This window comes from Patescibacteria group bacterium (genome assembly GCA_020148145.1).
Lineage (GTDB): Bacteria > Patescibacteriota > Minisyncoccia > Minisyncoccales > JAHCRE01 > JAHCRE01.
On record JAHCRE010000012.1, the window covers coordinates 17,144 to 29,113 of the forward strand.

Here is an 11,970-nt window from a genome sequence, read left to right on the forward strand (position 1 = left end):
AAAAGGATTAATATTAAATTAGCCCTGCTAAATTCTTTCTAGCTGATTCTGGGACAAATGTTCTTCTTAGGGAGCCTGATATGATGTGTAACCCGAGGGCTACACCTTGGGCACCCACTTGGATTTTTTCCAGAAAGACTCTCTAGAAAGAAAGGCAGGGCTTTTTGATTTATAAAATTAATTTTTCTTTACTTCTGCTAAAATTTTTTGGACTCTATTTTTCGTGGACATTACTGAGATATCTATCACTTCATATCCTAAGTTTTCATAACTTTCTTTTAATAGTTTACTTAGCTTATTAGCTATTTGTTTATCTTCGGCTCTAGCATAATCTTTTTTAAATGAAAATTGTTCTAAAAAGAATATTTTTCTATAACTTTGTTCTTGGCACAGTCTTATAACCTCTTTCGAATCCAACCCACAAATTTGATAATAGGCGATACTACAAGGTATAGCATTATCAAAAAATACTATTTTATTTTTTGGTATTCTTTTCTCCCTTCCAATTTTTATTTTTAAAATTTTTCTTTGAAATTCCACTTCATCTTTTCTAATTTCTTCTAAAGTTTTTCCTTCACTCATCTCTTTATCTATTAATGCCCTAGCTGCGTCAGGAATTGTTATATAACCTAATTTTGCCAATTCATTGAGCACTGTTGTTTTTCCTGAAGAGGGTCCGCCGGTTATTACATACCAATTATTAACTGTCTGTCTCATATTAAAAAGTCGGGGTGCCGGGAGTCGCACCCGGGTCACAGGACCCCCAGCCCTGTATAATAACTGTTATACTACACCCCGATTTTACTTTCTTTTTGATAAAGCTTTTATACATTTGGTGCAAGCCAAAATTCTTTTACCGGCAAATTTTCGATAGAGTTCTTTTTTTACACCACGGGGAACTTGAGCCCATTGCAAATTTGGGCGCTTTCTTTTCTTAATAGTCCGATGATATTTTCCCCGAAGTTTTGATAGTCTCCAGGCAAGCTGTGATTTTTTGCCACAAATAGCACATTTTTTTTCCATCTTTTTATTTTATCAAGAATTTTAATTTTTACAAGATTCATAGTATACTATAATAAAATCGAATTTATGGAAACCATTATTTTTTCTTTAATTATCTTAATTTTTTCCATTGTTATTCACGAAGTTTCTCATGGAGCAATGGCAGATTATTTAGGTGATCCAACGGCAAAATACGCTGGTCGTCTTACTCTAAACCCAATAAAGCACTTAGACCCCTTCGGTTCAATTATTTTGCCGATTTTACTTTTAATTTTAACTGGAGGGGAGGGACCAATTTTTGGTTGGGCAAGGCCAGTGCCGATAAACCCATATAATTTTAGAGACAAAAAATGGGGGAGTTTAAAAGTGGCAATAGCCGGGCCGGGATCAAATATTTTGGTGGCTATAGCTTTTGGTTCTTTAATCAGATTTTTTCCATTACCTGTTCAGCTTTTATATCTTTTTAGTATTATTGTTATTTTAAATCTTTTATTAGCAATTTTTAATTTAGTTCCAATTCCACCCTTAGATGGTTCTCATATCCTTTTTTCTCTTTTATCAGAGAAATATCAAAAGTTTAAATTATTTTTACAACAATACGGGTTTTTCATTTTGATTTTATTTATCTTTTTTGGCCTTCAGTGGATATTCCCCTTAGTATCATTGGCTTATCAAGTAATTGTTGGAAGATTACCTTTATTTTTTTGATTTCTATTTTTATTGACATTTTTAAATTTATTTGTTAACTTAAAATGTAAGCGCAAAGCGCTTAATTTTTAAATTACCATTATGTCAACCATTCATCAGTTAATTAAAAGGGGTCGGAAAAGAATTAAAAAGCGTACGAAAACGCCGGCTTTGAAGTTTAGCTTCAACCCCCTAAAAAATCGACCGAAGAAATATTCTTCTCCATTTAAAAGAGGAGTATGCATGAAAGTCTTTACTGTTACCCCCAAAAAGCCAAACTCAGCCTTAAGAAAAGTAGCCAGAGTAAGATTAACCAATGGAATGGAGATTACTGCCTATATCCCTGGAGAGGGTCACAATTTGCAAGAACACTCAGTAGTTCTAATTAGGGGAGGAAGGGTAAAAGATTTACCCGGAGTAAGATATCACATTGTCAGAGGAGTTTTAGATACGGGTGGAGTAGAAGGAAGAAAGCAAGAAAGGTCAAAGTACGGGACTAAAAAAGAAACCTAATTTGATATCGTTAATATGTCAAGAAAAAAGGAAGAAAAAAGAATTATTTCCCTCGATCCACTTTATAATAATGTTACTGTGACCAAACTTATTAATCAGGTGATGAGACGGGGAAAAAAAGAATTAGCCAGAAAGATTGTCTATCAATCTTTTGATATTATTAAAGAAAAAACCAAAAAAGAACCCCTGGAGGTTTTTGAGCAAGCATTAGAAAATGCCTCCCCTTTACTTGAAGTAAAACCGAGAAGAATTGGTGGAGCGACCTATCAAGTTCCAAGAGAAGTAAAGGGAGAAAGAAGATTAACTCTGGCTATGCGCTGGATAATTCAGGTAGCTAAATCAAAGAAAGGAAGGCCAATGAAAGAGAAATTAGCTGATGAATTAATCGCAGCTTCAAATAATACTGGAGCAGCTGTTAAGAAAAAAGAAAACACTCATAAAATAGCTGAAGCTAACAGAGCCTTTGCCCACTTTGCGTGGTAAGGCGCTTCTGCGGTACTCATCCTTCTTAAAAATAATATTCAGAATCGGAAAGGGGTCGGGGAAACCCTTCGGTTTCCCCGTATAGGAAAATATTAAAAACCGAGGGTTTTTAAAGAGCGAGCCCGAAGCGATCCGCCCTGGGCGGGGAGCGCCAGAACTTTGTTCTGGAGAGGGCGAGCGATTAACTTTGTATTACCACTATGCCAAGAACTTATCCTCTCCAACGCTATCGTGATATTGGTATTATTGCTCATATTGATGCCGGGAAAACAACGACAACCGAGCGGGTTTTGTTTTATACCGGTGTTTCCTATAAAGTCGGTAATATTGATGAAGGAACAACAATTATGGATTGGATGGTTCAGGAAAGAGAAAGAGGAATTACGATTACTGCTGCTGCTACTACCTGTTTTTGGACTCCAAGGAATTTACCGAGAGAAAAGGAGAATGAGTATAGAATAAATATTATTGATACCCCCGGTCATATTGATTTCACAGCTGAAGTCCAGAGGTCCTTGCGGGTTTTAGACGGAGCAGTTGTTGTTTTTGATGGAGTGGCTGGGGTTGAACCTCAGTCAGAGACAGTTTGGTATCAGGCTGATAAATTTAAAGTTCCCCGAATTTGTTTTATAAATAAAATGGATAGGATTGGGGCTTCCTTTGAAAAAAGCTTAGAATCAATTCGGAAAAAATTAACTAAAAATGCCATCGCCCTTCAATTACCGATAGGTGAGGAAGATAAATTTGAAGGAGTGATTGATCTTTTAGAAATGAAGGCGCTAAAATTTGAGGGTGATTTTGGCCAGACAGTGGTTGAAGAAAAAATTCCAGAGAATTTATTAGAAAAGGCAAAGGAATGGCGAAAAAAACTGGTTGAGAAGATTGCGGCTGAAGATGCAACACTTTTGGAGAAATATTTAGCAAAAAAAGAAATTTCAGTTTCAGATTTAAGAAAAGTTTTAAGAAAAGCAACTTTAGATTATAAATTGATACCTGTTTTTTGTGGATCGGCTCTAAAGAATAAAGGAGTCCAACCCCTACTGGATGGAGTTTGTTACTATCTTCCAAATCCTTTGGATCTCCCTCCGGTTAGAGGAACCGATCCTAAAACTGGTAAAGAAATTGAGAGAAAGACTGATGATAAAGAACCATTTTCTGCTTTAGTTTTTAAAGTCGCCGCCGATCCCTACGTGGGGACTTTGACTTATTTCCGAGTTTATTCTGGCTCTTTACAAAGAGGATCTTATGTTTTGAACTCAACCACAGGAGAGCGAGAAAGGATTGGCCGGATTTTAAGAATGCATGCTAATGAAAGAGAAGAAATAAAAGAAATTTTTACCGGAGATATTGGAGCAACTATTGGATTGAAAAAAACTTCTACCGGTCATACCTTGTGTGATGAATCCCATCCTATTGCTCTTGAGAAAATCACTTTTCCCGAACCCGTTATTTCTGTCCGGATTGAACCAAAGACCAAACAAGATCAAGAAAAAATGAGTTTAGCCTTGAAAAAATTAACTGAAGAGGACCCAACTTTTCAAGTTAAAGGAGATTTAGAAACTGGTGAGACTATTATTTCGGGAATGGGCGAGTTGCATTTAGAGATTATTACTGATCGAATGAGAAGGGAATTTAAAGTCGAAGGTAATGTTGGGAAACCCCAGGTTGCTTACAAAGAAACGATTAAGGAAGAAGCTGTTGCTGAAGGAAAATATATTCGTCAATCAGGAGGTCGGGGTCAATATGGCCACGTTTGGTTGAGAGTTCGACCAAGAAAGCGGGGGGAAGGCTTTGAATTCATTGATAAGATTAAAGGAGGTATTATTCCCAGAGAATTTATTCCGGCAGTTAAGAAAGGAGCAAAAGAGGCCATGGATAAAGGAATAATAGCTGGCTATCCAATGGTTGATATGGAAGTGACTTTGTATGATGGTTCTTTCCATGAGGTTGATTCTTCAGAAATCGCCTTTAAAATTGCCGCCTCTGCCGCCTTACAGGGAGCCTCTAAAAGAGCAAAACCAGTTTTACTTGAACCAATAATGCGTCTTGAGGTTATTATCCCTTCGGAATTTTTTGGCGATACTATTGGCGATTTGAGTGCTAGACGAGGAAAAATTGAAGAGACAAAAGACAGAATAAATCTCAAAGTAATTGAGGCGAAAGTTCCTTTAGCCGAAATGTTTGGTTACGCTACCGCTCTAAGAAGTTTGACAGAAGGAAGAGGAATTTTTACAATGGAGTTTGATTATTATGAAGAAGTTCCTCAAAATATTGCCCAGGAAATAATCGAGGGTAAAAGACGGTAAAAACTATTGACCCCGTTAGAAATTTTACATATAATTGTATTGGTTGAAATCCATTATTCATCATAAATAAAAGAAATAATTTAGAAATATTTGAATCAAAAATTTCTAAACGAGGTTGACTTTATTTTTTGTTTTAATAAAATAATAATATAACATTATTAGGGTCTAGGGTTTAGGGTCTAGGAGATTAGATATCTAATTAACTAAAAACCTAAGCGCTAAAAACCTAGACGCTAGACAAAAATATGCCAGGAAAAGAAAAATTCGAGCGGGTTAAACCCCATGTTAATATCGGAACAATCGGTCATGTTGACCATGGTAAGACTACTCTTGTCGCTGCCGTCCTTAAGATTTTAAACATGAAGGGATTTAAAGTTAGTCGCACTTCGTCTGGTTCTCCAAAGGCAGTCGATGAGATTGATTCAGCTCCTGAAGAAAAAGCCAGGGGGCTGACAATTTCTATTTCCCACTTAGAATATGAAACCGAAAAAAGGCACTATGCTCACATTGATTGCCCTGGTCATGCTGACTACGTTAAAAACATGATTACTGGAGCCGCTCAGATGGATGGAGCTATCTTAGTAGTTTCAGCTCCAGATGGGCCAATGCCTCAAACAAGAGAGCATATTTTACTTGCTCGACAGGTTGGTTTACCATCTTTGGTAGTCTTTTTAAATAAATGTGATGCTGTTGATGACCCAGAAATTACAGATTTGGTTGAATCTGAAATTAGAGAACTTTTGAAAAAATATGATTATCCAGGAGATGAAATTCCAGTCATTCGGGGATCGGCTCTAAAAGCCCTGGAAGCAAAATCTCCAGACGATGAGGTAGCCAAGCCAATTTTAGATTTAATGAAAGCTGTAGATGATTATATCCCCGAACCAGCGAGAGAAACTGATAAACCTTTCTTGATGGCCATTGAGGATGTTTTCTCAATTGCCGGGAGAGGAACTGTTGCTACTGGAAGAGTTGAAAGAGGGGTAGTTCATCCTAATGAAGAAGTTGAATTAATAGGATTTAAACCGACAGCCAAAACCGTAGTTGTAAGTATTGAAATGTTTAATAAAATACTTGACGAAGGAAGGGCAGGAGATAATGTTGGAATTTTACTCCGAGGCCTTAAAAAAGAAGAGGTAGAGAGAGGTCAAGTTTTGGCAAAACCAGGCTCAATTACTCCTCATACCGAATTTGAGGGTGAGGTCTATGTTTTGGCAAAAGAAGAAGGTGGTCGTCACACCCCCTTCTTTTCCGGTTACAAGCCCCAGTTTTATTTCCGGACCACTGATGTTACCGGTGAAGTAACCTTACCTGAAGGAACAGAAATGGTTATGCCTGGTGATACAGTTAATTTGAAAATCAAATTAATTGCCCCAATTGCTCTTGAAGAAAAACAAAGATTTGCAATTAGAGAAGGAGGAAAGACCGTTGGAGCAGGGGTAGTGACCAAAATAATCAAATAAATAAAAAATTAGTGTTCTTTTAAGATGCCGATAAAAAAGAAAGAAACAGTAGTTGAGGAAAAGATAAAGCCTAAGTTACGCATTAAGTTGAAAGCTTATGATCATAAAGTTATTGATAATACTACTCGCCAAATTATAGAGACCGCTTTGCGCTACGGAGCTGAAATTTCAGGACCTGTTCCATTACCAACTGAGATTCATAAATACACAGTGAATAGATCTACCTTTGTTCACAAAGACAGCAGGGAACAATTCGAAATGAGAATTCATAAGAGATTAATTGATATTTTTAACCCAACTCCCAAGGTTATTGATGCCCTAATGAGTTTAAACCTACCAGCCGGAGTTGATATTGAAATCAAGATGTAGATATCGACTCCCAGAAAGGGGTCGGGAAAACTGGGTGAGGGGCCCGCTTGCGGGAGGGCGGCGGGCGGGTGGCGTCCCGTAGTGGAAAAACAGCGAGCCCAAGGCGAGCGTCAGAAACCGAAGGTTTTGAGGAGCGGAGCGAAGCCCCGAAGGGGCGCTCGAGCGAAGCGAGAGGGAGCGGAGCGACGGAGTTGATATTGAAATAAAAATGTAAGAACCCTATAAATTTCGAATCGAAACGAATTACGAATTATCTTAATTTTTTAAAATTTTAGTGTATAATTACACATGGAGATTGAATTTTTAAATTAATAAAAGATTTTTAAAGCAACTATCAATTTGAATACCGGGTTAGTTGCCCGGTATTTCATTAGAACAAATTAATTATTATTCGTAATTCGAAAAAGTTCGTAATTTGTAAGACTATGAAATTCATTTTAGGTTTAAAAATTGGAATGTCGCAAATTTTTGATAAAGAAGGCCGGGTAATACCGGTGACCTTAATTGAGGCTGGACCTTGCCAAGTTACCCAAATAAAAAAGGGAGAGACCGATGGATATACAGCCGTCCAAATAGGATTTAAAAAAATCGAGAAAAAAAAGACTACAACCCCCCCACCACCCTCCCGCCGAAGGCGGACCCCTATAAAAAAGACAATGAAAAAAAAGCCATTTAGGTATTTAAGAGAACTTCGAAACGCTAAAGATTATAAAATTGGCGATGAAATTTTAGCCTCCGTTTTTAAAGAAGGAGATAGGGTCTTAATTTCGGGAATTTCAAAAGGCAGGGGATTTGCTGGAGTAGTCAAAAGATGGGGATTCGCCGGCTTACCCAAAACCCATGGAACAAAGCATGGGCTAAGAAAAGGAGGAGCAATTGGATCGAGCTATCCCCAGAGAGTTGTTAAAGGTAAAAAGATGGCTGGAAGAATGGGGAGTGCTCGAGTGACAGTTAAAAATTTGAAAGTAGTTAAAGTTGATTCAGAGAATAATTTATTGGCTGTAAGGGGAGCGGTGCCAGGAAGGAGGGGAACATTATTAGAGATTAGAGGATAGATGCTCGAGTGAGTTATTTCCAAAGTACGCAGTCGATTTTCCCACCGAGAAAATCGCTGCTCGTCTCTCGGCCTCGCTCTCCGCCTTTGGCGGAACCATGGCCGCGAGGCCTCCGAGACGTCTTTGTAAACACTCACTCTCGCTTGGGGGGAGAGGAGAGAAAAATAAAAAAACGGGCATTTAGAGTCTGCCCGAAGGACTTTCGCTATATTAAGGGTTTAAAGAGCTTAATGGATAGTAAGCAATGCCCCGGTAATGATAAGAATCTGTCCTAAATGTTCTTCTTCAAAGCAGCTTCCTAGGATACATCCAGTCATAGCTAATATTATTACCAGAGTCCATTTTACATCTCCGATCCACCACCATGCAGTAACAGCTACTATTCCTAATAGTGCTACAGGTATTCCTATATATGCCAATCTATATACCAATCCATCACTCCATTTCATTTTTATTATCTCCCAAATAATATCATAGCAAGTTAAATATGTTAGTCAAAACCTACAATCAAAAAGGAGAAGAAATTGGTCAGACGAAATTACCAAAGGAAATTTTTGAAGTAAAAATTAATACTGATTTAGTTCATCAGGTGGCGGTTAGCCAGATGGCTAGAAAAAGAATTAGAATTGCTAAGGCCAAGACCCGAGCTGAGGTAAGAGGCGGGGGAAGAAAACCCTGGGCTCAGAAAGGAACTGGGAGAGCAAGGCATGGTTCAATTAGATCCCCTCTCTGGCGAGGAGGTGGAGTAACTTTTGGACCCAGAACTGAGAGAGTTTTTAAGAAAAAGATTAACAAAAAAATGAGAAAAAAGGCCCTATTCATGGTTTTATCGGCTAAGGCAAAAGAGAATTTACTTTTGATATTAGATAGTTTGAAATTAGATCAACCAAAAACAAAATTAATGGAAAAAATTTTAAAAGGTCTAAAATCAAAAATCAAGACTCTAAAAGAAAAAAGTATCCTCATTGCTCTTTCCCAAAAAGATGAAAATATTATCAGAGCTTCCCGAAACATCCCTAACCTTCAAACCATTGAGACAAGAAACCTTAATGTTTTAGACCTACTTTCTTTCAAATATTTAATGATGCCAAAAGGAGCAATAAAAGTAATAAAAGAAACATTTTTAAAGTAAAATAAATTATGGCAATTTTAGATGTTTTTAAAAAACGAAGAAAAGTTAAAGGAAAAAAAATAGTAAAAGAAAAAAAACCGAAAGAGAAACTGATTGAAAGGACTCCAACTCCTAGGCCAGAGTCTCAAAAACGAGCCCCTAAACCTAAAATAGGTGAAGCTTATCGAATTTTAAAGGCCCCCCAGGTCACCGAGAAAGCCACTGGTTTAGTTGCAAAAAATCAATATGTTTTTAAAGTCTTTCCTAAGGCAAATAAAGTAGAAATAAAAAAAGCCATTGAGAATCTTTATAGAGTTAATGTGATATCTGTTAAAATTATTAAAATCCCCAAAAAACCGAGGAGATTGGGAAGAATCTCAGGCTGGAGAAAAGGATACAAAAAAGCAATTGTTGGAATTAAAAAAGGACAAAAAATAGAAATATTATCTCGCTAAAAAATGAAAAAAACTATTGTAGCCAAAAAAATATTAACCAAAAAAGAACCCGAAAAGAAATTACTTTTGCCTTTAAAAAAAAGAGGAGGGAGGGCTAGATCGGGTCGGATAACTGTTCGTCATCGGGGAGGAGGAGCGAAAAGACTTTATAGAATGGTTGATTTTGGTCAAGAAAAAATAGGAATAACAGCAAAGATTATTGCCTTAGAGTACGATCCTAATAGGACTGCTTTTATTGCCCTCGTTCAATATCAAGATGGAGAAAAAAGATATATTTTAGCTCCTCAAGATTTAAAAATTGGAGATCAAATTATTATTTCAGAAAAAGCTGAGATTAAGTCTGGAAATCGAATGAAATTAAAGAATATTCCAGTTGGGAATACGGTTTATAATATAGAAATTGTGCCTGGTCAGGGAGGAAAAATGGTAAGGGGGGCAGGAACAGGAGCTAAGGTACTAGCTCAGGAAGGAAAATATACTCATTTGGAAATGCCTTCAGGGGAAGTTAGAAAAGTCTCTCAAGAGTGTTTTGCCACTGTGGGGATGGTTTCTCGACCGGAATGGCGCTATATTCCGGTTGGTAAAGCTGGAAGAGCTCGCCGGCGAGGAAAAAGACCGGCTGTCCGGGGAACGGCAATGATTCCCCCCGCTCATCCGCATGGAGGAGGAACGGGAAAATCCCCAATTGGCCTTGCTCACCCAAAAACTCCCTGGGGGAAACCAGCCTTAGGGGTTAAGACTAGAAAAAGAAAACAAACAGACAAATTTATAATTAAAAGAAGAAAAAAGAAAAAGAAGTAATTTTAATCGATAATATTATGGCACGTTCACTTAAAAAGGGTCCTTTTATTGACCAAAAATTATTAAAGAAAATAAAAAAAATAAAACCCGGAACCAAAGAAATCATCAAGACCTGGTCTCGGGCTTGCACCATTGCTCCTGAAATGGTTGGTTTTACTTTTGGGGTTCATAATGGAAGAGAATTTATTCCGGTTAAGGTAACTGAAGACATGGTTGGTCATCGCCTAGGTGAATTTTCTCCAACTACCAAGTTTTCCCGACACGGCGGAAAAATGCAGAAAGGGTTAGAAAAGAAAATGGCTGAGAGGGAAACAGAGAAATTAAAATCATCTTAACGTCTTAACGTCTAAACATTTAAGTCTCTCAATTTATTTTATTTTAATATTAGAATGCTTGAATGTTTAAATGAAGTTATGCCAGTTACTGTTAAATTACGTTATCTAAGGATTGCTCCTCGAAAAGTTAGATTGGTTGCTGATTTAATTCGGAAAAAGAAAGTTGAGGAAGCTCAGACCGTTTTAAATTTTGTAACTAAAAAAGCGGCTTTGCCTTTATTAAAACTTTTAAAATCAGCTATTGCCAACGCTAAAAATAATTTTGGTTTAGAAGGAACAAATCTCTATATTTCTAAAATTACTGTTGATGAAGGTTCAAAATTAAAAAGATGGAGGAGTAGGGCTCGTGGTCGGGCTTCGGAGATTCAGAAAAAAACTTCCCATGTAACCATTGTTCTAGAAGAAATTGAAAAAAAACCAAAAGAAGTTAAGAAACTAAAAAAAGTTAAAAAAGTAAAGAAAGAAATTCCTAAAATAAAAAAGCCCGCTTTACCAAAACCAAGACCAGAAAAAGAAATAAAAAAACCAAAAATTGAAAGGGGAATTAAAAAAATATTCAGGCGCAAAGCATTCTGAATAGCTAAAAACGTGACTCACAAGGTTCATCCAAAAATTTTTCGAATAAAAAAGATAACCGATTGGAACTCTCGGGGATTTTATCAAAAAAAGTTTTCAGAACACTTGAAAGAAGATTTTAAAATTAGAGAATTTTTAAGAAAAAAGTTGGGAAAAATTGGGGTTGATCGAATTGAAATCGAAAGATTTCCAACTAAAATAAATATTATCATTTCTACTGCAAGACCAGGTCTCATTATTGGCCGGCGAGGTGGAGGAATTGAGGAATTAAAAAATGAACTGGAGAAAAAACTTTCTAAAAAACTCCTTCCTAAAGGTAAAAAAACTCCTTCAAGGAAATTGAGGCTTGAAATCAGAGAAATTAAAGATCCTTGGTTGTCTGCTAGTCTTTCGGCCCAATGGATTGCTCAACAGATTGAAAAAAGAGTTTCTTATCGGAGAGTCTTAAAACGAGCTTTGGATAGAATTATGAGTCATAAAGAAGTTCAAGGAGCAAGGGTGGAAGTAGCCGGTAGATTAAATGGAGTAATGATTGCTAGAACCGAATGGTTAAAAAAAGGAAAATTGCCTCGCCAGACCCTCCGGGCTGATATTGATTACGGAGTAGCGCGAGCTTATTGTACTTATGGAGTAGTGGGAGTAAAAGTTTGGATATATAAAGGAGAAAAATTCTGAAATAACAACCCAAATCGGAGAGGGGTCGGTCAAGACGCGAGGCTTCTCCGCGAAGCCTGCGAAGCGGATTGAGTCGGAAAGCCCCGTCTGGGAAACCATTCGGTTCTCCCGTATAGGAAAATATTAAGAACCGAAGGGA

Annotated in this window: 16 protein-coding genes; 13 read left to right on the plus strand and 3 right to left on the minus strand. The window is 37.1% G+C overall.

Going from position 1 to position 11,970, the window contains the following annotated elements; translation table 11 throughout:
* Positions 1-177 precede the first annotated feature (177 nt).
* Complete coding sequence (locus KJA15_01635) at positions 178-717, minus strand: ATP-binding protein (protein MBZ9572024.1); 540 nt, start codon at positions 715-717, stop codon at positions 178-180.
* A gap of 84 nt (positions 718-801) precedes the next feature.
* Entirely contained in the window at positions 802-1,023 is a 222-nt protein-coding gene (locus KJA15_01640) for a 50S ribosomal protein L28 (GenBank protein ID MBZ9572025.1), read from the minus strand.
* A gap of 66 nt (positions 1,024-1,089) precedes the next feature.
* Here KJA15_01640 and KJA15_01645 point away from each other — a divergent pair, with 66 nt between their 5' ends.
* The 7 genes from KJA15_01645 to rplC all read left to right on the plus strand — a co-directional run bounded on the left by KJA15_01645 (position 1,090) and on the right by rplC (position 7,878).
* Entirely contained in the window at positions 1,090-1,710 is a 621-nt protein-coding gene (locus KJA15_01645; GenBank protein MBZ9572026.1) for a site-2 protease family protein, read from the plus strand.
* A gap of 81 nt (positions 1,711-1,791) precedes the next feature.
* Positions 1,792-2,202: a 30S ribosomal protein S12 gene (gene rpsL, locus KJA15_01650; GenBank protein ID MBZ9572027.1), complete on the plus strand. Its 411-nt coding sequence runs from the start codon at positions 1,792-1,794 to the stop codon at positions 2,200-2,202.
* Positions 2,203-2,217: 15 nt separating this feature from the next.
* On the plus strand, positions 2,218-2,685 hold the full coding sequence (rpsG, locus tag KJA15_01655; GenBank protein ID MBZ9572028.1) for a 30S ribosomal protein S7: 468 nt from the start codon (positions 2,218-2,220) through the stop codon (positions 2,683-2,685).
* Positions 2,686-2,885: 200 nt separating this feature from the next.
* Positions 2,886-4,991, plus strand: coding sequence for an elongation factor G (gene fusA / locus KJA15_01660; protein MBZ9572029.1), 2,106 nt, complete (start codon positions 2,886-2,888; stop codon positions 4,989-4,991).
* 245 nt (positions 4,992-5,236) lie between these two features.
* Positions 5,237-6,454 carry an elongation factor Tu gene (tuf, locus tag KJA15_01665; GenBank protein MBZ9572030.1) on the plus strand — a complete coding sequence of 406 codons (1,218 nt, stop codon included), beginning with the start codon at positions 5,237-5,239 and terminating at the stop codon, positions 6,452-6,454.
* A 24-nt stretch (positions 6,455-6,478) separates the two neighbouring features.
* Positions 6,479-6,823 carry a 30S ribosomal protein S10 gene (gene rpsJ, locus KJA15_01670; GenBank protein ID MBZ9572031.1) on the plus strand — a complete coding sequence of 115 codons (345 nt, stop codon included), beginning with the start codon at positions 6,479-6,481 and terminating at the stop codon, positions 6,821-6,823.
* Between the two features lie 425 nt (positions 6,824-7,248).
* Positions 7,249-7,878 (plus strand): 50S ribosomal protein L3, encoded by a 630-nt coding sequence (rplC, locus tag KJA15_01675; GenBank protein MBZ9572032.1) that lies wholly within the window; start codon positions 7,249-7,251, stop codon positions 7,876-7,878.
* Between the two features lie 227 nt (positions 7,879-8,105).
* Here the strand turns inward: rplC and KJA15_01680 are convergent, their stop codons facing one another.
* Entirely contained in the window at positions 8,106-8,327 is a 222-nt protein-coding gene (locus tag KJA15_01680) for a hypothetical protein (protein ID MBZ9572033.1), read from the minus strand.
* Positions 8,328-8,365: 38 nt separating this feature from the next.
* Between KJA15_01680 and rplD the strand changes: the two genes are divergently transcribed.
* From rplD to rpsC, 6 genes are all read left to right on the plus strand, one after another.
* On the plus strand, positions 8,366-9,010 hold the full coding sequence (gene rplD / locus KJA15_01685) for a 50S ribosomal protein L4 (GenBank protein ID MBZ9572034.1): 645 nt from the start codon (positions 8,366-8,368) through the stop codon (positions 9,008-9,010).
* Between the two features lie 8 nt (positions 9,011-9,018).
* Positions 9,019-9,444 (plus strand): 50S ribosomal protein L23, encoded by a 426-nt coding sequence (gene rplW, locus KJA15_01690; GenBank protein MBZ9572035.1) that lies wholly within the window; start codon positions 9,019-9,021, stop codon positions 9,442-9,444.
* Positions 9,445-9,447: 3 nt separating this feature from the next.
* The gene (gene rplB / locus KJA15_01695) at positions 9,448-10,245 is read left to right on the plus strand and encodes a 50S ribosomal protein L2 (GenBank protein ID MBZ9572036.1); all 798 of its coding nucleotides are present in this window, start codon (positions 9,448-9,450) and stop codon (positions 10,243-10,245) included.
* Between the two features lie 17 nt (positions 10,246-10,262).
* Positions 10,263-10,580, plus strand: coding sequence for a 30S ribosomal protein S19 (rpsS, locus tag KJA15_01700; GenBank protein MBZ9572037.1), 318 nt, complete (start codon positions 10,263-10,265; stop codon positions 10,578-10,580).
* Positions 10,581-10,658: 78 nt separating this feature from the next.
* The gene (gene rplV, locus KJA15_01705; GenBank protein ID MBZ9572038.1) at positions 10,659-11,156 is read left to right on the plus strand and encodes a 50S ribosomal protein L22; all 498 of its coding nucleotides are present in this window, start codon (positions 10,659-10,661) and stop codon (positions 11,154-11,156) included.
* Positions 11,157-11,168: 12 nt separating this feature from the next.
* On the plus strand, positions 11,169-11,831 hold the full coding sequence (rpsC, locus tag KJA15_01710) for a 30S ribosomal protein S3 (GenBank protein MBZ9572039.1): 663 nt from the start codon (positions 11,169-11,171) through the stop codon (positions 11,829-11,831).
* The last annotated feature ends 139 nt before the right edge of the window (positions 11,832-11,970 follow it).